Source organism: Verrucomicrobiota bacterium JB022, assembly GCA_030673845.1.
Taxonomy (GTDB): Bacteria; Verrucomicrobiota; Verrucomicrobiia; order Opitutales; family Oceanipulchritudinaceae; genus WOUP01.
In genome coordinates this window covers 223,189-241,322 of sequence record JAUTCQ010000001.1, presented here as the reverse complement: position 1 = coordinate 241,322, position 18,134 = coordinate 223,189, and the positions used below count along the sequence as shown (strand labels likewise).

General features: G+C 62.7%; 19 protein-coding genes and 2 tRNA genes. 13 read left to right on the top strand and 8 right to left on the bottom strand.

Going from position 1 to position 18,134, the window contains the following annotated elements; all coding sequences use genetic code 11:
- Window positions 1-10: 10 nt before the first annotated feature.
- Together Q7P63_01065 and Q7P63_01060 are read left to right on the top strand one after the other, a co-directional pair.
- Window positions 11-292: a hypothetical protein gene (locus Q7P63_01065; protein ID MDP0498664.1), complete on the top strand. Its 282-nt coding sequence runs from the start codon at window positions 11-13 to the stop codon at window positions 290-292.
- Window positions 282-734 carry a hypothetical protein gene (locus Q7P63_01060; GenBank protein ID MDP0498663.1) on the top strand — a complete coding sequence of 151 codons (453 nt, stop codon included), beginning with the start codon at window positions 282-284 and terminating at the stop codon, window positions 732-734. The genes Q7P63_01065 and Q7P63_01060 overlap by 11 nt, the downstream gene beginning before the upstream one ends.
- Here the strand turns inward: Q7P63_01060 and Q7P63_01055 are convergent, their stop codons facing one another.
- From Q7P63_01055 to Q7P63_01035, 5 genes are all read right to left on the bottom strand, one after another.
- Window positions 735-1,937 (bottom strand): site-specific integrase, encoded by a 1,203-nt coding sequence (locus Q7P63_01055; protein MDP0498662.1) that lies wholly within the window; start codon window positions 1,935-1,937, stop codon window positions 735-737. It lies immediately after the preceding gene.
- Window positions 1,938-2,070: 133 nt separating this feature from the next.
- Window positions 2,071-2,146: transfer RNA gene (locus Q7P63_01050), tRNA-Thr, on the bottom strand.
- 108 nt (window positions 2,147-2,254) lie between these two features.
- Window positions 2,255-2,330: transfer RNA gene (locus tag Q7P63_01045), tRNA-Lys, on the bottom strand.
- Window positions 2,331-2,455: 125 nt separating this feature from the next.
- Window positions 2,456-3,055, bottom strand: a complete 600-nt coding sequence (locus Q7P63_01040) for a nitroreductase family protein (protein ID MDP0498661.1) — start codon at window positions 3,053-3,055, stop codon at window positions 2,456-2,458.
- Between the two features lie 53 nt (window positions 3,056-3,108).
- A complete protein-coding gene (locus tag Q7P63_01035) occupies window positions 3,109-4,191 on the bottom strand; it encodes a glycosyltransferase family 9 protein (protein ID MDP0498660.1) in 1,083 nt (360 codons plus the stop codon).
- A 128-nt stretch (window positions 4,192-4,319) separates the two neighbouring features.
- Here Q7P63_01035 and Q7P63_01030 point away from each other — a divergent pair, with 128 nt between their 5' ends.
- The 7 genes from Q7P63_01030 (at window position 4,320) to rpsO (ending at window position 10,275) form a co-directional block, all read left to right on the top strand.
- Window positions 4,320-5,237 carry a lipid A biosynthesis acyltransferase gene (locus Q7P63_01030; protein ID MDP0498659.1) on the top strand — a complete coding sequence of 306 codons (918 nt, stop codon included), beginning with the start codon at window positions 4,320-4,322 and terminating at the stop codon, window positions 5,235-5,237.
- A gap of 89 nt (window positions 5,238-5,326) precedes the next feature.
- Window positions 5,327-5,731 (top strand): hypothetical protein, encoded by a 405-nt coding sequence (locus tag Q7P63_01025; GenBank protein MDP0498658.1) that lies wholly within the window; start codon window positions 5,327-5,329, stop codon window positions 5,729-5,731.
- 220 nt (window positions 5,732-5,951) lie between these two features.
- Window positions 5,952-6,740, top strand: a complete 789-nt coding sequence (locus tag Q7P63_01020) for a glucosaminidase domain-containing protein (GenBank protein ID MDP0498657.1) — start codon at window positions 5,952-5,954, stop codon at window positions 6,738-6,740.
- Window positions 6,741-6,750: 10 nt separating this feature from the next.
- Window positions 6,751-7,119, top strand: a complete 369-nt coding sequence (locus Q7P63_01015) for a DUF721 domain-containing protein (GenBank protein ID MDP0498656.1) — start codon at window positions 6,751-6,753, stop codon at window positions 7,117-7,119.
- 132 nt (window positions 7,120-7,251) lie between these two features.
- A complete protein-coding gene (locus tag Q7P63_01010; protein ID MDP0498655.1) occupies window positions 7,252-9,198 on the top strand; it encodes a PAS domain-containing protein in 1,947 nt (648 codons plus the stop codon).
- Complete coding sequence (locus Q7P63_01005; GenBank protein MDP0498654.1) at window positions 9,198-9,821, top strand: uridine kinase; 624 nt, start codon at window positions 9,198-9,200, stop codon at window positions 9,819-9,821. The genes Q7P63_01010 and Q7P63_01005 overlap by 1 nt, the downstream gene beginning before the upstream one ends.
- A gap of 181 nt (window positions 9,822-10,002) precedes the next feature.
- Window positions 10,003-10,275, top strand: coding sequence for a 30S ribosomal protein S15 (gene rpsO / locus Q7P63_01000; protein ID MDP0498653.1), 273 nt, complete (start codon window positions 10,003-10,005; stop codon window positions 10,273-10,275).
- 124 nt (window positions 10,276-10,399) lie between these two features.
- Here rpsO and Q7P63_00995 read toward each other — a convergent pair whose 3' ends face one another.
- Window positions 10,400-11,002 (bottom strand): hypothetical protein, encoded by a 603-nt coding sequence (locus Q7P63_00995; protein ID MDP0498652.1) that lies wholly within the window; start codon window positions 11,000-11,002, stop codon window positions 10,400-10,402.
- Window positions 11,003-11,226: 224 nt separating this feature from the next.
- On the opposite strand from Q7P63_00995, the gene Q7P63_00990 reads away from it, so the two are divergent.
- The 3 genes from Q7P63_00990 to Q7P63_00980 all read left to right on the top strand — a co-directional run bounded on the left by Q7P63_00990 (window position 11,227) and on the right by Q7P63_00980 (window position 15,193).
- On the top strand, window positions 11,227-11,589 hold the full coding sequence (locus Q7P63_00990; GenBank protein ID MDP0498651.1) for a hypothetical protein: 363 nt from the start codon (window positions 11,227-11,229) through the stop codon (window positions 11,587-11,589).
- Between the two features lie 136 nt (window positions 11,590-11,725).
- Complete coding sequence (locus tag Q7P63_00985) at window positions 11,726-12,553, top strand: ATP-binding protein (GenBank protein ID MDP0498650.1); 828 nt, start codon at window positions 11,726-11,728, stop codon at window positions 12,551-12,553.
- Window positions 12,554-12,766: 213 nt separating this feature from the next.
- Complete coding sequence (locus Q7P63_00980; protein MDP0498649.1) at window positions 12,767-15,193, top strand: polyribonucleotide nucleotidyltransferase; 2,427 nt, start codon at window positions 12,767-12,769, stop codon at window positions 15,191-15,193.
- A gap of 117 nt (window positions 15,194-15,310) precedes the next feature.
- Here the strand turns inward: Q7P63_00980 and Q7P63_00975 are convergent, their stop codons facing one another.
- Together Q7P63_00975 and Q7P63_00970 are read right to left on the bottom strand one after the other, a co-directional pair.
- Window positions 15,311-16,774 carry a hypothetical protein gene (locus tag Q7P63_00975; GenBank protein MDP0498648.1) on the bottom strand — a complete coding sequence of 488 codons (1,464 nt, stop codon included), beginning with the start codon at window positions 16,772-16,774 and terminating at the stop codon, window positions 15,311-15,313.
- 17 nt (window positions 16,775-16,791) lie between these two features.
- Window positions 16,792-18,021, bottom strand: a complete 1,230-nt coding sequence (locus tag Q7P63_00970; GenBank protein MDP0498647.1) for an RsmB/NOP family class I SAM-dependent RNA methyltransferase — start codon at window positions 18,019-18,021, stop codon at window positions 16,792-16,794.
- On the opposite strand from Q7P63_00970, the gene Q7P63_00965 reads away from it, so the two are divergent.
- Window positions 17,929-18,129: a hypothetical protein gene (locus tag Q7P63_00965; GenBank protein ID MDP0498646.1), complete on the top strand. Its 201-nt coding sequence runs from the start codon at window positions 17,929-17,931 to the stop codon at window positions 18,127-18,129. The genes Q7P63_00970 and Q7P63_00965 overlap by 93 nt on opposite strands.
- The last annotated feature ends 5 nt before the right edge of the window (window positions 18,130-18,134 follow it).

Below are 18,134 nucleotides of genomic sequence, written 5' to 3'. Positions count from 1 at the left end.
CGGCCATCGTATGCACGCCGCCCTCTTGATCCTCCCCGCCGTCCTGCTCGCGACCGCCATCGGCGGCTGCAGCCAGACCGGCTGCCGCCAGGCCCCCGAGTTCCGCCTTGCCACCGCCCAGGAATACCCGGCGCTCACCCGCGAGCACGAGTCGCAATGGTCCCGCACGATCCCAGCCTACGTCCGCGCGGGTGAAGACCGGCCCGGAGTCGACTACCTCTACCTCGAGGACGGTCGCGGCGGCTACCGCCAATCCAACTGGCTGATCGGAGTCGACTACAATGCTCACTGATTTTTTCACCGGCATCCCGACCGAGGTCATCACTGGACTGGGTAGCCTGGCGGTCGGGGCATGGACCAAGATCCAAGCCCTCAAGCACGCCCAGCAGCAGTTCACGCTCGAGTTGCTGGCTCGTCAGACGGCCCTCGCCGATGCCTCCGCCAACGCCGCCCATGCCCGGGGTGGCGAATGGACACGCCGCATCCTGGCCATCATGGCCGGCTTCTTCATTTTCGGCATCCCCTCAGTCTTGGCCCTAGCGCAATTTGCGGGACTCAACCCGGTCACTACCTACCTCTACACACAGGCAGGAGGCGGGTTCTGGATCTTCGGCAAGGCGGATGAGATGTATTCGGCGATCACGACAGGCTACGTGATCACTCCCCTGCACACGCACCTGGCCACTATGATCATGTGCTACTACTTCGGCGCGGGCGTGATCAAGAGCCGGTAGCTAAATGCGCAACGCAGGGCGGCACCGGTCCGGCACCTCCAGCGGCGAGTAGACGCCGTCCGGGAAGATCGAGAAATACATGGCCGATTCCATTCGGGTGCGGCTTTGCTTGTAGTGTCGAACGAATGTGCGGGGCTGGGTCTCGTGCCCAGTGACGCTCATGGCCCACTCGTAGCCGAGGTTGTAGGCGTGACTGGCGAACGAGTGCCTCATGATGTCGTGCCCCCAGGTTTGAATACCTCTCGATTCTCGCACGCTCGTGAGCGTACGGTACCACTGTTGAGTATCAACCGGCGCGATCTTCCCGCGAGCCGGATTCGGAGCGTAGGCATCGAGCCATGCCCACACACTTGAAGGCAGATCGGTCAGTTCTCGCTTCTCTCGGACCTTGGACATTTTACCCGAGATCCGGATAACCCGCATTTCCCAGTCGACGGCATCCCATGTGATCCGTTGCAGCTCTCCCTCCGGCCGGAGCCCGACAAATAGCGCCAGCGCCAGTGCGGCGCGGTAATGGGGCGGAGCGCCGTCTATGAGGTCGCGCGCCTCATCCCACCGGAGCGCGGCAATGGTGTGCTCGTCCTGGCGCACGGTCCCCTTCTGTGCCTTCACCGGCTCCCGCCAGCCCTGGGTGGCGGCAAAATTCAGAAAGGCCGAAAAGGAGCCAACCGCCGAGCGGTAGCCAGACGGCGACTGGTAGGTCCTCTCGAGATGAGCCCACAGGGCTGGCAGGTCAATCGTGTCGACCATCTCCTCATGATGGCCCCTCTTCCACGGCAGCACGTGCGATTGGTAGGAGGCCAGCGTCTTCGGCCGCAGGTTGCGCCGTTCGCAATCCACCAGCCAGCGGTCGTAGGCGTGCTCGACCGTGACCGTGGTTCGTTGCGCGGTAGCAATCGCTGCTACCGCCAAATCTACGGCCCGATCCAACGGCAGGCCTGCGGCCTCCGCAGCTCGCTTGATCCGCTGCCAGTTGGTGCGCTCCTGGGCTGGTAGCGCCAGCCCGATACCGGCCATCTGCCGCTCTTTCTCGAGCGCAGCGACGAATTCTTCGGCTTCGAGCTTGTAGGCAAAGTGCTGGGTCTTACGCTTGCCCGCGTCCTTGTAGGTCACCCGCCACGGCTTGGCGCGGTCGCCGAGGTTGATGATTCTCGCGACCGGCCTGCTACCATTTGCTACCAAATCCATTTGAGCCGCGAGCATGGTAGCAGCCAGTAGCACGAGCAAGCCTAAGTCGTTGTAAAAACATCCGAATATGTCCGCCTTTCGGATATGATTGAAACCAAGGGAGAGGGTCGAAGCCTCTTAAGAACCGTTGCAAATCAACGGGATAAAATGGAGCCAGCTGTCGGACTCGAACCGACGACCCACTGATTACAAATCAGTAGCTCTACCAACTGAGCTAAGCTGGCGGGTGGGCGGTAAGGGCCGCTTGCGTCTCTGAGATATGGATGGAGAGACGGGTGGCGAGCCAAAAGTCGCGCAGGTTTTTCCTTGGGCCGCACCATCTAACAAAAAAATGGTACCAGATCTGGGACTCGAACCCAGAACCAACGGATTAAGAGTCCGCTGCTCTACCAATTGAGCTAATCTGGCCCGAATGGAAAGTTTGTGATAGTGCTGAGGGGTATAGGGCTTGGCAAGCCTTTTTGTGGAAAAATGGTGAATTTATTGACCACCAATTCACCAAACCCCTCTTCATCAGCATCATGCGGGTTGCCTTAGAAGGTGTCTTCGAGAACGACTTTGTCGTAGGGGCGCCAGCCGAGCTTGGGTTGGGCGGGCTTGATCCCCTTCCCCACCGCGATCATGAAGGAGATGACGTGGTCTTTGGGCAGTCGGATGAGCTCGCCGACTTTCTGAAAGTCGAAGCCGTCCATGGGGCTGGTTTCGTAGCCGAGGGCTTTGGCTGCGAGCATGAGGGTGGCGCCGGCGAGGCCACAGGAGCGGTGGGCTTCGTCGATCTGCACGCGCTCCTTGCCCTCATAGTAGTCCTTGATGGCGGGCTTGAAGTAGTCTTTGACCGGCTGCGGGGCGTCGGAGAGCGGTTCTTCGAGGTCTTGCCAGGCCTTGAGGTCGGCGGTGAGCACGACGAGGAGGGAGGCGTCGGTGACTTGGGCCTGATCCCAGGCGGCGGCACGGATCTGGCGGCGCAGCTCGGGATTGCGCACGAGCACAAAGCGCCAGTTCTGCAGGTTAAAGGCGGTGGGCGCCTTGCGCACGTAGTCCATCAGCTGGCGGACTTCCGCGTCGGTCATTTGGTGGGCGGGGTCGTAGGCTTTGACGGCCCGGCGTTCGTTGATCGCGGTCAGGGTATCCATAATACCTTGAAACAAAGATGCCCCGGGCGCTTTTTCAAGAGCCGAAAGGCGTTTTACAAGCGGGATGGGGCGCGGCGGCGTGGGTGGCTGGCGGGCCAGGGGTGAGTGCGCACCAGTTCTCGCCAGGCTTGCACGACCAGCTCGGGCTCGACTTCGCCGGGCGCCCAGCGAATCCAGTCGAGCCCTTGAGGGGTGGCGATCAGCACGGGGGCCTGGCGGGCGAGGGGGCGTTCGCGATGCGGGTCGGTGCGGCCAAAGATGGCGACCAGCGGGCAGTTGACGGCGGCGGCGGCGTGGGCGGGCCCGGCACTGACGCTGATCATGCTGTGCGCGTATTCGAGCAGTGGCAGGAGACGCGACGCGGTGAGACCTTCCGCCAGACTGGCGACGCGGCGGTAGCGGCAGAGGTCGAGAATGCGGCGGTGATAGGGCAGGTCTTCGGGCGTGCCGCAGAGCAGGAAGCGCGCGCCTTCGGCTTCGACCGACAGGGTGTCGATGACAGCGGCCCAGTGGCGCTCGGGCCAGCGGCAGTTGAGGCGGGCGCTGGCGTCTTCCTCTTCTTGCGTGAGGTGGGTGCCGGGCTGGATGAGGATAAAGGGGCGGTCGTCCCACTGGCGCCCGGTCAGCCAGCTGAGGCATTCGCGGCGCTGGCGGTCGTCGACTTGCAGCACGGGGGCTGGTAGCTCACGCAGCGGGGCGTCGGCACAAAATGCGCTTTGCCAGCGTGGCGGGCACTGCGAAGCGAGGCGGAGTTGATAGGCTACCTGGTGTTCTCGCGGCCCGCGGGGGTAATGCCGGGCGTCGATAATGTCACCAGCTTGCAGCCCGGCCAGCTCCAGCAGCGGATAGAGGCGCGCGGCGTCGCCAAAGAGGTAGGCGGGAGCGGGCCCGATCTCGCGCAGCTCTTTCACCAGGGCTTGCTGCGAGGGGTTGAGCCAGTAGGGCAGCCGATCTGGCCGGAGAATTCTCACTTCGCCCCACTGCTCGGCCAGCAACTCGTCGGACCAGCCCGCTCGGTGGATGAGCAACGGCGACATGCCGTAGCTGCGCTGCAAGCGGGCGAGCGCAGGCAAGAGCATGATTTGGTCGGCCATGCCGCCAAAGCGGTAGGCAACCGGCTGGTGAGCCGTCGTCATGCAGAGAAGGTATACAAGGGGTGAATACGTTGAAGCAAGTGGGTTAGGTGCCTCTCGCGTCACAATCAGGCAACAATCGCTTGTCGGTGGATTGCCAAGCGGTGGGGTTTTGCTGCAATATGTTGGGCATGAGCGTGCCCGAAGGCGAAATCGACTTTTCCCGCCCGCGTTACTGGCCTTCGTGGCTGGGGTTGGGAGTGCTGCAGGCGGCCAGCCGCATGGACTACGCGGATGTGCTGGCCTACGGCGCGGCCCTGGGTGAAGGCGTTTACCGCGCCTGCCCGATCCGCGCCCAAGTGGCCCGCGTCAACCTGCGCATTTGCTTCCCGGAGTTGGCCGAAAGCGAACGGGAGGACCTGGTGCGGGAAAATTTCCGCCAGATGGGCATCGCGGCGCTGGAGCTGGGGCACAACTGGTATCGCTCGAACCGCGACTTCGATCTTCCGCATACCTTGAGCGGTCTGGAGCACCTCCAGGCGGTGCAGGCGCAGGGGCGGGGCGCAATTCTGCTGATCCCGCACTTTATCCACCTGGAGACAACCGGCCGGATCGTGCAGTGGCATGTTCCGGGGCTGAGCGCTCTCTATCGCCCGCCGAACAACAAACTTTTTGCGCGGGAAATGCACCAGCGGCGGCACGCTTTTCTGGAAGCCATCCCGATGAGCGATGTCAAAACGCTGATCCGGGCGCTCAAACAGGGCAAATCGGTAATGTATGCGCCGGACCAGGGGCGGAAGATCAAGGATTCCGCACTTGTGCCGTTCTTTGGCGAACCGGCGATCACCAACACCGCCACCTCCCGGCTGGCCAAGATGACCAACGCCGCCGTCTTGCCCGTTGCCGCACGGCGCGACATGCAAGGCGGCGTGGTCCGAGTCGAAATCGGGCCCGAAATGGCCGATATGCAAGGTCTGGACCCGCTGGCGGGCGCCTTGGCCATGAACCGCATGCTGGAGGCTGCGATCCGGCGCGCCCCAGCCCAGTATTTGTGGTTGCACAAGCGCTTCAAACGCCGCGGCGAGGGCCTGCCCGACGTCTATCGCTGACAGCGGTCACTAACGCCCGACTCCTGAAGGCTTGACTCCCGAGCCGCACCCTTCAGTTTCGCACCACAACACGATCCCCTGTTTCTGCCATGTCCGCCACCAGTCAAAAGTCTCCCTCGTCTTCCCGATCCTCTTCCGGCTCGAATCGCCGCAACAGCAAGTCGGATCGCCGCTACCAACGCCGGGGGGAGATGCGCCACTCGTGGCTGGCGCTCGGCTCGGTCTTCATGCTCATCGTGGCGGGCTGCACCTTCATGGTATTGAAGGACTTCGACCGCTTGATCGCTCCAGGGGCGGCATTCGTGGTGGCCTTGATCGGCCTCCTCATGGCGCGGCGCGGCATGCGCAACATCTTCCGCAGCCATGGCCTCATCCAAGGGGAAAGCCATGCCAAGATCGGCTTCTGGTGCAACCTGATCTTCGGTCTGCTGATGTTCGTGCTCTTCACGGTGCGTTTCGTCAACGCCTTGGTCAACGGGCAGATCCTCTTCTAGAAAACCCCGGTCTTTCAGGCAGGCGTTCCCCTATTCCACCCCACAATCATTGCCCGGGTGGCGAGCAATCCAGCGTGAATGCTTGATTGTGCCGTAAGCCCTTGTAACGTAGGGGCGTCTCTGGATTATGCTGTTTTCCACTTCGACAACCGGGCGGATACGTCCCGTCGTCGGGCGCGCTTCACGGCAGCGCCTGCGTCGGATTACCCCCTGGGCGGCGATGCTGGTGATCCTGGCCACGGCAGGCATCGGGTTCAACAGCGCCCATCATTCGCTGCCCCGGTATGAATGGGTGCGTCGTACCTTGCCAGACTTCAACGCTTTCAACGATCCGAGCGAGCGCAAACAGGCCTTCATCTCGTTCCTCGCGCCGCAGATCGAGATCATCAACGAGCGCATCCTCAGCCAGCGGCAGCGCCTCTACGGCATCTGGCAGCACTGGCAGAACACGGGGGAGCTACCCGACCGCGATGAGAGCTTTCTCGACGAGCTTGCGCTGGAATACCGCTTCACCTGGCCCGGCACACCTACCGAGGCCGATTTTCAGGCGCTGGCCGAGCGGGTCGATACCATCCCGGTGGGGCTCGCCATCGCCCAGGCTGCGCTCGAAACCGGCTGGGGCACCTCGTCGCTCGCCCGCTTCGAGAACAACCTCTACGGCATGCTCTGTTATGAACCGGGCTGCGGCAAGGAACCGACCGACCGGCCGCCGCACCTGCCCTATTACGAGTATGCTACCTACCCGAGCGTAACGGCCTCCCTGCGCGCCTACGTGCGCAACCTCAATACCAACAACGCCTACCGAGAGCTGCGCGCAATCCGCTCCGAGATGCGCGGCGGGGGGATGGACGCCACAGGCCACGCCCTGGCCGCCGGCCTCGTGCTCTATTCCGACGAAGGCGAACTTTACATTGTAAAGATACGCAATATCATCCGACAGAATCGCCTGGATGAGGCCGACGGCTATCTGGCAGGGCCCGCTGCCCCCGTCTTGCCCTTCCCGGGATGATTTCCTGCGGATGTTTTACTCGCGCCAAGTCAACAACCTCCTCTCCAACCTCAAAGGGCTGCCGGAGGACGAAAGCCACAGCCTCGACCGGGGAGCCAAGCGGCTGGACTCCCTGATGGAGGTGATTTTCGAGCGGCACAAGATCGACCAGGAGACGCCGGAGGAGACGGTGATGCAAAACTGGGCCCGCATCGTCGGCGCGCGCTATGCCCAACGCTGCGCCCCCACCAAGATCGACACCGATGGCGTCTTGCTCGTCCGGGTGGGCAACTCCATCGTCCGCCGCGAGCTGCAATTTACCGAAGACCGGATCATGACGGCGCTGCGCAGCTTGCCCAACTGTGCCCATATCGAAGGCGTCCGCTTCATTGCCGGGTAAAGCATGAGGACAAACGCCCTGTAACGGGGAAACACCCGACGTTGCTCATTCGCGAATCCGGCGCATCTGGTGTAAAAACCTAAGTGAGAGGGAAAAGACTCCGATCTTGGTTAACTAGAACAAATGTTTTTAATGTCGAACGCCGTAGACACTGCCGGGCCCGAAGGCCAAGACCCAGCCGCCGAGCTGCGCCAGCTGCGCGCCGAAAACACCCGCCTGCGCCAGCGGATCGACGAGCAGGACCTGCGGTTCGAAACATTGATCGAAGGCAGCCGCGCCGGCTACTGGACCTGGGATATCGCGAGCGAAGAGATGTTTCTCAGCCCGGGAGCCTTGGCGATCTTCGGCATCTCGGCCACCACCGTCCAGAACCGGCACGACCTCCGCGTACTCATTTTACCCGACGACCTCACCCTCGTCGCCCGGGTGCGTGAGCAGCATATTTTGAGCAAGGGCCGCATCCCCTTTCGCTGCACCTTCCGCGCGCGCCACCGCGAAGGCGGCATCATCTGGGTGCACAGCTTTGGCCGCATCGCCAGCTGGACGCCCGATGGGCGGCCTTCCCTCATGTTTGGCTGCTGCTTCGACGTCACCCGCGAACAGGAGCAGCAACAGGCCTTCGAAGCCAGTTTCGAGCAGCTCCACCTCATCCTTTCCAACATCCACGCTGGCATCTGGGACCACAACGTCGAGACCGGCGAGGCCATCTGGTCGGACCGGCTCTACGAGATCCTGGGCTACGAGGCGGGCGCGCTGCCAGCCTCGCGCGAGACGCTCTACCAGCTGATGCACCCCGACGACCGGGAAAAAGTCCGCCTGGCCGCGCGCAACCACTTTGAGGAAGGCCTGCCCTACCGGGTCGAATTCCGCGTGCGCCACCAGCACGGACACTACCACTGGGTGGAAGCGCACGGCACCTGCACCCGCGCCACCGACGGCCAGCCGCTGCGCATGATCGGCGCCATGCTCGACATTCAGGACCGCAAGGAAAAGGAGCTCGCGCTCGAACGCCAAAGCTACCACCTGCACGAGGTGACGCGCCTCGCCATGATCGGCAGCTGGGAGCTCGATTTCGTCAACGAAACGCTCTACTGGTCCCCCGAAGTGCGGGAAATGCATGGCGTCGCCTCCGATTTCAAGCCCGACCTGCTGACGGGGATAGACTTCTATGTCGAGGAAGACCGGCCCACCATCACCGAAGCCGTCAAGCAGTGCCGCCTCGCCTGCAAACCCTTCGAGCTGCAGTTGCGCCTGCAGCCGGTGGAAGGGGAAATTTTTTGGGCACGAGCCCGCGGCGAACCCGTTCTCGACTCCAAAGGCGAGGTGGTGAAGCTGCGGGGCATTCTCCAGAACATCGACGAACCCAAGCGCCGCGAGCTGGAGCTGCGCCGCACCCTGGAAGTCGTGAGCAAGCAAAACACCCGGCTGACCCACTTTGCACATATCGTGACGCACAACCTGCGCACCCACACGGGCAACCTGCGCAGCCTGCTCGACCTCTACCGCACCGAAGACGATGCCGAGATGCGCGAAGAGCTGATCGAGCTCTTCGGCTCCACCAGCGAAACACTCTTCAGCACGATCGAAGAGCTGTCCGAACTGGTGAAGGTGCAAAGCCAGGTGGAGCAAGAGCGCGCAGTCCTCGCCTTTGAGGACGTGCTGCAAAAGGTGAAACAGATCCTCGCATCCGAGGTTGAGGCTCTGGACGCCCAGATCGAAGCCGACTTCTCCGCCGCGCCCCAGATCGCCTTCGTGCCCGCCTACCTGGAAAGCATCTTCCTCAACATGGCATCCAACGCGCTCAAATACCGTTCGCCGGAGCGCGTGCCCCTCCTGCGCATCCGCAGTCGCCCCCTGCCCGGCGGACACGTCGAGCTGGCATTTCGCGACAACGGCCAGGGGATCGACCTGCAGCGCCACGGGCACAAGCTCTTCGGCCTTTACCAGACCTTCCACCGCAACGCCGACGCCCACGGGGTCGGGCTCTTCCTCGTCAAAAGCCAGGTCGAGTCGCAAGGTGGCAGCGTATCGGTGCGCAGCGAAGTCGACGTCGGGACTACCTTCACCTTCGTGCTTTGATGAGCGAGCCCGTCTACGTGATCGGCTTTGGCGGCGGCTCGGCCAGCGGCAAGAGCCTGCTCGCGCGCTGGCTCCACGCCCGTCTCCCCGACACATCCGCCCTGCTGGAGCTGGACCGCTATTACCAGGGCCCGGACGATATCCCGCCCGCCCTCGCCGGCAATTACGACCATCCGGGCTGCCTCCAAGGCGAGCGTTTTTGCCGGGATGTGGCAGCTCTGCGCGCCGGGCAAGCGGTGGAGGTGCCACGCTACGACTTCACCACTCACCAGCCTTGCGGCACCGAGCCCTTCCCACCCCGCCCGGTGCTGATCCTCGACGGCGTGCTACTCTTTGCCCTGCCCGGCCTGCGCGCCTTGATCGACCTCGCGGTGTTTGTGGACGCCCCGGCGGACCTCCGTCTCGCTCGGCGGCTGCAACGCGATGTGGGCGAACGCGGGCGCAGCGCCGCCAGTGTGCACGCGCAATTTACCTCGACCGTCGAGCCGATGCACGCCCACTACGTGCAGCCCTACGCGGCCAGCGCCGACCTCGTCGTCTCCAATACTGGCACCACCGAAGCGGCGATCGAGAGCCTGCGGTGTCAGCTGCGCGAAAAAGCATCCGTCCGCCTGGCTTTTTGACTTGCCAGCACCGCCGGCACTGATTGTTTTCTTCCTCTTTGCGTTGAGAACTGAGCGCGCGAGCGAGCAGTTCCGCGACTGGCCCGGATCCCCGGGTTAAAACGGTCGGACCGGCCTCGGCGGGTTCGGCGGAAGTGGTGAGTCGCCCTTCCCCCGCAGTCGTGCACCTCATCAAAAATACATGTCTACCTCCAGCCAAGTTGACAAGGCCAGCGTTATCGCTGACTTCAAGACCCACGAATCCGACACCGGCAGCCCGGAAGTCCAGATCGCGCTCCTGACCGCGCGCATCGTGCACCTGACGGATCACCTCCGCACGCACCGCAAGGACTTCCACTCCCGCCGCGGCCTGATCGCTCTGACCAATCGCCGTCGTAAGCTGCTCGACTACGTCAAGAAGCACGACCTCGAGAAGTACAAGAGCATGCTCGAGCGCCTCAAGCTGCGCCGCTAGTTCGATTCCGGGTTCATCACCCTTTCCTGCAAGCCAACCACCGCACGTGGTTGGCTTTTTTGTGCTCCGGGAATCAAGGGCGGAGGAGTTCTGGAAGTGGTTTCAGCCGCAGATGAAACGCAGATTAGCGCGGATGATCAAACTGCTCGACCTGCCCACGCCTGCTGCCCCTATGCTTCAGGAATCCATACAGCCAAGCAAACAGCCTCCAAAATAAAAAAAGTAGCACAAAGCCCACGCCCGAGACCACCCAACGCACATCTTCCCAAAAACGTTCATCTTGAAGCGTCTCCTCCCGCATGCTTGGCACGACAAACTCTGCGCTAGTCAAATCAAAGGGATCCTTGAGATTCCTGTATTCGTCCAGTCTCTCCATAGCAAAGAGGCTGTTTCCAATAAACGGGATTCGAAAGATCGGCCAAGGCCGCAACTCCCAACCGTGCAGGTAATTCGAAACAATGGTGTCCCCGTCCTCAAATATTATCTCGTTTCGCCGGATGATTACATAGCCGAGGCCAAGCCAATAACGTGTACCGCCATCCCATTTCATGAGGGCACCGGGCAGAGCTAACAATGGGCGATTATAGTCGTTTACGTCTTTCCGGCTGATGGCCAAGACTAAGTCCACATGCCCTACGACAAAGGCCAGCAAAAAGAAGCCGAAGTAGAACCTAATCGCCTTTTTCACGAGTAAGCGCATCGCAATCCAGATAAAGAAATTCGGCATGTAAGTCACCAGAATTTCTTGCGCGCAGGTTGATCCTATCTCCACCCATACAAACGTGCATTAACTTAAATATTTACGGTCAGAAAATCAGCCATTGGACATGAGAGGCCTTAAGCGATTTCATCCACACCGCTTCCGCGAGCTATAAGCGGCCTTGGACCGACAGGCGATTCGCGCCCGTCCGCCGCCTCACGAAAGCTACACTCCCCACCCCAAAAAAGAACATGAACAACCGCAGCTACACCGCGCTCTTTGCGCTCCTTCTCTCCTTCCTCTTCCCGGCTGTCGCCTCGGCCAATACCGTCACAGAGACGTTTACCTCCAACGGCTCGCTGGTCGTGTTCCAAATCAACTTCCAGCAGAACGCGCCGCAAGTCTACTACCTGTATGACGAAGACAACCAGATCGTCGGCGCCTGGGATGCGGCAGGCTATTCGTATGCACCGCTTGGCGGCACCCAGCCCGATGACGGGACCGTCTATTCCGACTACGCGTGGTTTGAATTTAACAGCCTGCCGGCGGGCGAATACCGGCTCGAAGTCTCCAGCCACATGACAATCTATTACGTCTACGTGGACGTTTATTAAGCGGACCTCTCAGATTCCCGAGCATTCGACGACGCTGGCGACTTGTTCGCCAGCGTCTTTTGCTAGACAAGCCAACTGCGCCGAAATATCCCGATCCGACTTCCAATTTGGCCCGTTTTTCCCATGCTGCGGGGCCATGAAGCGCTCTTATCTCCCCCTTCTGGCTGCAGCCATCCTCTCTTCGGCCGCCACGGCGACGGCCCAGACATTGACCAAAGTCTGGGAAACCGAACCGGTGCTGACGACTTGCGAATCGGCCCTCTACTATCACACGGGCGACTACATTTTCGTCAGCAACATCGTCGGCAACCCCGCCGAAGCCGACGGGGTCGGCTTCATCTCCAAGGTTTCGACCGAGGGCAAGGTGCTGGAGCTCAAGTGGGTCGAAGGCCTCGACGCGCCCAAGGGCCTCGCGATCAGCGACGGCAAGCTCTACGTGGCCGACCTCGACGACCTGGTGGAGATCGACCTTGCAACCGGCAAGATCCTCAAGCGCTACCCCGTCAAAGATGCCGTGTTCCTCAACGACGTGGCGGCCTACGCGGGCAAGGTCTACGTCTCCGACACGCGCACGGGCAAAGTCCACGTGCTGAAAAAGGGCAAGATCTCCCTCTTCGCCGACGACCGCGAGGGGGTCAACGGGCTCCAGTTCCGCAATGGCAAGCTCTACGCGCTGGATAACCTGGGCTTCCGCCAGTACCCGCTCGACGGCTCGGCCCCGGAGATGGTGAGCGACGGCGTCAAGGGCGGCGACGGCCTGGTGGCGCTGACCGGCGATACCTGGGTCGCCAGCCACTGGTCGGGCGAAGTCTTCCTCGTGCAAGGCAGCAAGGCCACCCAGATGCTAGATACCCGAGAGCAGGGCCTGAATACCGCCGACATCGGCTATATCCCGGCAGAGCGACTGGTCCTCGTGCCCACCTTTGCCGGTAATACCGTAGCCGCCTATCGGCTCGAGTATTAGAGGGCCGCTCATCTCGGCCAACCTCACTTCCGCGCGGAAAATTCTGTTCATCGGCGCGGAAGTGCTTTACGACTGTTTCTTTTAATTCCCGCCTCCACGAGACGACCCGATTCGCAGGAAGTCCGCCGGTGCATCCGCCTTACCCCCGGGTGCCTCGGCGAACTTCCTGGGAGCGACGTGGAGGCGGTTCCGCAAAACCCAAATAGTTAGAACATGTTCAAGCAGAAGTACTCCGTCTACATTCCGGAATACGACATTACGATCGAGACCGGTACGCTGGCCAAGCTGGCCAATGGCTCCGTTACCATCCGCAAGGGCGAAACGACCCTGTTCGTCGCCGCCACCGCCGCCACCAAGCTGCGCGAAGGCCAGGACTTCTTCCCCCTCACGGTCGACTACCGCGAGAAGTATCACGCTGCGGGCCGCATGCCCGGTGGCTTCTTCAAGCGCGAAGGCCGCCCGAGCGAGAAGGAAATCCTCACCTCCCGCCTCTGCGACCGTCCCCTGCGCCCCCTCTTCCCGCATGGCTTCATGAACGAAGTCCAGGTGCAGGGCCTGCTCTTCTCCGCCGATGCGGTGAATGAGCCCGACATCCTGATGGTGAATGCGGCCTCCGCCGCCCTGCTCTGCTCCGACATCCCGTGGAACGGCCCGGTGGGCTGCGTCCGCATCGGCATGATCGACGGCGAATTCGTGGTCAACCCGACCCACGAGCAGATGTATGAGAGCGACCTCGACCTCATCTACGTCGGCAACAAGAAGGAAATGATGATGATCGAAGGTTCGGCCGAAGAGCTGCCGGACGACGACTTCATCGCCGCCCTCGAATTTGCCCAGAAGGCGATCCAGCCGATCATCAAGGCGCAGGAAGAACTGGCCGCCCAGTGCGCCAAGGAAAAGGCGACCTTCAACCTCTTCGTCGCGAAGAAGGAAAACGTCGACTTTGTGCGCAAGCTGCTCGGCGACCGCCTCCAGACTGCCGTCTTCAAGGATTCCAAGGCCGAGCGCAGCAAGGCCGTGGACGTGCTGAAGGACGAAGCCCGCGCCGCCATGCAGGAGCGCGACGGCGACGACTTCGAGAGCGACCAGATCATGCTCGTCTTCGAAGAACTGCAGGAAGAACTCTACCGCAGCAAGATCCTCGACGAAGGCAAGCGTGCCGACGGCCGCACCCCCAAGGACCTGCGCCCGATTTCGTGCGAAGTGGGCCTCTACCCCCGCGTGCACGGCTCCGCCCTCTTCCAGCGCGGCGAAACCCAGGGCATCGTCTTCACGACCCTCGGCGCTTCCGGCGAAACGCAAGAGATGGACGGCCTGACAGGCGGCCCGAAGGAAAAGTCCTTCCTCCTGCACTACAACTTCCCGAACTTCTCCGTGGGTGAGACCGGCCGCATCGCCGGCCCGGGCCGCCGCGAAATCGGCCACGGCAACCTGGCCGAACGCTCGCTGCTCCCGATCATCCCCGCCGAAGACGAATTCCCCTACACCATCCGCCTCGTCTCCGAGATCATGGAGTCTAACGGCTCCACCTCGATGGCTTCCGTTTGTGGCGGCTGCCTCAGCCTGATGGACGCCGGCGTGCCGATCACCAACATGGTGGCCGGTATCTCTTGCGGCCTCGTGACGGAGTTTGACGGCAAGGGCAAGCTGAAGCGCCACGTCGTCCTCTCCGACATCATCGGTGCGGAAGACCACTTCGGCGACATGGACTTCAAGATCTGCGGCTCGAAGGACGGTATTACCGGCTTCCAGCTCGACTTGAAGATCGGCGGCATTCCGCACAAGATCGCGGTCGAAGCCATCCGCCGCAACAAGGAGCTGCGCGACAAGATCCTCGGCGTCATGGCCGAATCCATCTCCGCCCCGCGCGCCGAACTCAGCCCCTACGCCCCCCGCATCGAGACGATCCAGATCGAGCCGGACAAGATCGGCGCCCTCATCGGCACCGGCGGCAAGACGATCCGCCGCATCGTGGAAGTCTCCGGCGCCGAGATCGACATCGCCGACGACAACTCCGGCCGCGTCAACGTCTACGCCACGACGGGCGAATCCATGCGCCGCGCGCTGGAAGAAATCGCCCTCGTCACGGCCGACATCGAAGAAGGCAAGCTCTACCGCGGTATCGTCCGTGGCATCAAGGAGTTTGGCTGCTTCGTCGAGTGCTTGCCGGGCAAGGAAGGCCTCGTCCACGTCTCCGAGCTGGCCGACTTCCGCGTCAACAAGGTGGAAGACGTCTGCTCGCTGGGCGACGAAATGTGGGTCAAGTGCGTCGGTATCGACGAAAAGGGCCGCGTGCGCCTGAGCCGTGTCGCCGCTCTTCAGGAGCGCGAAGGTGAAGACGGCATCGCCGGCAAGGTGGCCGCCGCCAAGGAGCGCTACGCCCAAAACGGCGGTGGCGACCGTGGTGATCGTGGCTCACGCGGTGACCGTGGTGATCGCGGCTCCCGTGGCGACCGTGGCCCGCGCGGCGACCGTGGTGATCGCGGCGAACGCGGTGGCCGTGGCGGTGACGACCGCCCCCGCCGTCGTGGCCCCCGTCGCGAAGGCGGCGAGCGCCGTGAAGGTGGTGAACGCCGTGAGCGTGAAGGCGGTGAGCGCCGCGAAGCTGAAGGCGGCGAACGCCTCAGCGACGAAGGTTAATCCCTGACCGCCCATTGATACCTTTCGCCCGCTAGCCTCTCCGGCTGGCGGGCTTTTTTGTGCATAAAAAAAGGCGGCCTTATCAGCCGCCTGTCTATTGCACCTCTAATCCGTTTTCTAGCGCGGGAAGCGCGGCATGAGACGGAGCGTCTGGCCGGGCTCCAGCAGCTGGACTTCGCCGGCGGCCTGCACCTGGTCGTCGAGGTAGACCTGGAAAAGCACGGGCTCGTCCAGCTCGACTTCCCAGCGGTATTCGCCGACGCCGGTCATGGGCAAGGGCAAGCCCACCTCTTCGCGCAACGGGGCGGCCCCGCGCAGCGTGATCGTGTGGTCGTTGCCCACCATGGCGCGCACGACGACGGTGCTCTTCTGCTTGTTCGTGACCGCCGGGGCTTCCTGGCCATGGGTGAAGTCAAAGCCTTCCTCGTCCCAGCTCAGTTCGTCGTCGTCGAAGGTCAGGGCCTCGTCGGCGGCGGAAGCAACGACCGGAGTCGGCTTTTCGAAGTCCGAGGCGGCAGGCTCTTCCGAAGCAGGAGTTTCCTCTTCTTCTACCGAGACTTCGCCCGCAAAATCGTCTTCGAGCGCCGCGAGTTCGTCGTCGTCGAGCCAGTTCTGGTCTTCGTCCGCTTCCTCCTCCTCGGCAGCCTCGACGGTTTCGGCTTCCGCCTCCAGCTCGGCTTCTTCCTCGGCAAGCTCGGACAGCTCCGGCTGAGCGCTCGCGCGCTGGCGGCCCAAAGGCGATTCGATGTCGTCCAGCTCTTCGAGTCCATCGTCGATGCTTTCCAGCTCTTCGGCAGGCTCCAAGGTCAGCTCCGGCTCAGGCTTGGGTTCCGGCGCTGCCTCAGGGGCGGGTGCCGGTTCCAACGGGGGCATCGGCTTGGGCTTGGCGGCGGCCGAGCCAGCCACGCCCTTGCTGATCAGGCGGTCCAGACCTCGCCCGAGGCGGCGCGGCTTGGATTCGGCCTTGGCGGGGGCAACCGGCGAAATCGGGGCTGGCTTGGGCGCTTCGACCGGCGTTTCCACCGGCGCTGCCGCCACCGCAGTGGCGGGCATTTGCTCCAGACGCTGCAGGACGGCATCGACTTTCGCCTCCAGGGCCTTGAGCTGCGCCGGATCGGCAGCGGGAGCAGCAGGAGCGCTGCTGCGGTTGCCGATCTGGCCCAGCAGGTCCTTCAAACCACCTTCCTGCGCCAGCTCTACGAAGGCCTGAAAGCCTTTGAGCTTTTCATCGATCCGGTCAGGCACCTGCCGCGCGATAAGGATGCTCTTGGAAGCGGCCTCGGAGGTCTCCTGCAGGCGGGCTTCCAGCTGCTCGATACGCGCAGCCACGCGCCGGAGGGTATCCCCGGCCTTGGCGTTCTCGGCCTTGACCTCGGCCTGGTGGTAGAGCAGCTCGATGATGTAGACGGCCAGCGGCAGCAGGTTACCGGAGAGGATGGCGAACGCGGCCGCGATGAACGTGAGCGGCGACAACTTGTCCGGGTGCATGAAGGCCAGGACAAACGCGATGATGGTCAAAAGCACGTTGCCGACCCACGCCCCGGCCATGATCTGCCGACTGTAAGGGAGTTTCGATGACATGGCGAAGTTGTTGCAATTCAAGACTCAGCGGCATAACGCGTCAAACGGAAAGCACCGCCGCCGTCATGCCCGTCCAAGTCTGGACGACTCAGTTTTTGCGCCTGCAGGGTAAAGCCTCCCTCGGCGAGGAAGGTCTCCACCTGGGCCTCGTTTTCCTGCGGCTCGATACTGCAGGTACTATATACAAGCGTGCCGCCGGGCTTCACAAAGCGCGCGGCCTGTTGCAGGAGGCGTTGCTGCAGCTCGGCCACGCGGTCGATCTCCTTGGGCTGGAGACGCCACTTGGCGTCGGGGCGGCGGCGCAGCACGCCCGTGTTGGAGCACGGCACATCGAGCAGCACCACATCGAAGAGATCGGTACCCGCCAGCTTGGTGAGCTGCGCGGCCTCCAACTCCAACACATTGGCCTCGATCACGCCCAGCTTGAGCGCGCCGGACTCCAATGCGGCGTTGAAGGGCTGGCCGGCGGCCTGCAGGTTACGGCGCAGGCGCTCGGCTCGCGCGGGCATATCGACCGCAAAGAGGCTCCCCTGCCCGCCCAGGCGCTGCAAGGCCTGCCAGCTCTTGCCGCCGGGGGAGGCGCAGAGGTCGAGCACGGCCATGCCGGGCTGAATCTCCGCCAGCTCCACCGGGTGACGAGTCGCCGGGTCTTGAATATACGCGATGCCCTGCTCGAGCGCAGGCCGCGCGTCGGAGACGGAATCCGGCACTTTATAGAAGCGGGGCCAGTCGGTCGCCTGCCAGGTAGCGGGGGCCTCGTGACCGGGTGCCATCTGGATCCACAGCTCCGGGGCCTTTTGGTCCCACGCCATGAGGGCTTCGGCAGCCTCGGGGCCAAACTGGGCCTGCCAGCGCTCGGCCAGCCACGCGGGGTGGCTGTAGCGCAAACCGGGGTCGCCGACCTCCGGCCAAGTCTCCGGAGCACGACGTAAAACAGCGTTGACGAAGCCCGACTCGGGTTTCGACAGCAGTTTCTTCGCCTGCTCCGTCACAAAATTCACGACTTGTGCGCGGGCCGATTTCTCGTCTTCCCACAGCTCGTACAGGCCGAGCAGCAAGACGATTTCGGCCCGGTCGCGCGGCGGCTTTTTCACCTGCCTTCCTAGCGCGTCCTCCAGCCTGCGAAGGTGCCGTATCACGCCGTTCACGAGCCAATGAAGGCGACCGAGAGCGGCAGTGTCGACGGTAGCTTCGGACCGTTCGATGAGTTCGTCTATTTTGGCCGGCTGCTGGCGATACTGGAGCAAAATCCGGTATGCCTGCCGCCATGCCTGTTCGGGGGCTGTTATGCGCCTATCCACCTTTTTGTTGACCTGCAATATACGCCTTGTTGTGCTGATTGTTCCCGAATTTAGCGAGT

Bases quoted from the DNA above. Each gene is read 5' to 3' on its own strand.
- Q7P63_01065 (MDP0498664.1), top strand. From the start codon at position 11: ATGCACGCCGCCCTCTTGATCCTCCCCGCCGTCCTGCTCGCGACCGCC.
- Q7P63_01060 (MDP0498663.1), top strand. From the start codon at position 282: ATGCTCACTGATTTTTTCACCGGCATCCCGACCGAGGTCATCACTGGA.
- Q7P63_01055 (MDP0498662.1), bottom strand. From the start codon at position 1,937: ATGCTCGCGGCTCAAATGGATTTGGTAGCAAATGGTAGCAGGCCGGTC.
- Q7P63_01040 (MDP0498661.1), bottom strand. From the start codon at position 3,055: ATGGATACCCTGACCGCGATCAACGAACGCCGGGCCGTCAAAGCCTAC.
- Q7P63_01035 (MDP0498660.1), bottom strand. From the start codon at position 4,191: ATGACGACGGCTCACCAGCCGGTTGCCTACCGCTTTGGCGGCATGGCC.
- Q7P63_01030 (MDP0498659.1), top strand. From the start codon at position 4,320: ATGAGCGTGCCCGAAGGCGAAATCGACTTTTCCCGCCCGCGTTACTGG.
- Q7P63_01025 (MDP0498658.1), top strand. From the start codon at position 5,327: ATGTCCGCCACCAGTCAAAAGTCTCCCTCGTCTTCCCGATCCTCTTCC.
- Q7P63_01020 (MDP0498657.1), top strand. From the start codon at position 5,952: ATGCTGGTGATCCTGGCCACGGCAGGCATCGGGTTCAACAGCGCCCAT.
- Q7P63_01015 (MDP0498656.1), top strand. From the start codon at position 6,751: ATGTTTTACTCGCGCCAAGTCAACAACCTCCTCTCCAACCTCAAAGGG.
- Q7P63_01010 (MDP0498655.1), top strand. From the start codon at position 7,252: ATGTCGAACGCCGTAGACACTGCCGGGCCCGAAGGCCAAGACCCAGCC.
- Q7P63_01005 (MDP0498654.1), top strand. From the start codon at position 9,198: ATGAGCGAGCCCGTCTACGTGATCGGCTTTGGCGGCGGCTCGGCCAGC.
- rpsO (MDP0498653.1), top strand. From the start codon at position 10,003: ATGTCTACCTCCAGCCAAGTTGACAAGGCCAGCGTTATCGCTGACTTC.
- Q7P63_00995 (MDP0498652.1), bottom strand. From the start codon at position 11,002: ATGCCGAATTTCTTTATCTGGATTGCGATGCGCTTACTCGTGAAAAAG.
- Q7P63_00990 (MDP0498651.1), top strand. From the start codon at position 11,227: ATGAACAACCGCAGCTACACCGCGCTCTTTGCGCTCCTTCTCTCCTTC.
- Q7P63_00985 (MDP0498650.1), top strand. From the start codon at position 11,726: ATGAAGCGCTCTTATCTCCCCCTTCTGGCTGCAGCCATCCTCTCTTCG.
- Q7P63_00980 (MDP0498649.1), top strand. From the start codon at position 12,767: ATGTTCAAGCAGAAGTACTCCGTCTACATTCCGGAATACGACATTACG.
- Q7P63_00975 (MDP0498648.1), bottom strand. From the start codon at position 16,774: ATGTCATCGAAACTCCCTTACAGTCGGCAGATCATGGCCGGGGCGTGG.
- Q7P63_00965 (MDP0498646.1), top strand. From the start codon at position 17,929: ATGAAGGCGACCGAGAGCGGCAGTGTCGACGGTAGCTTCGGACCGTTC.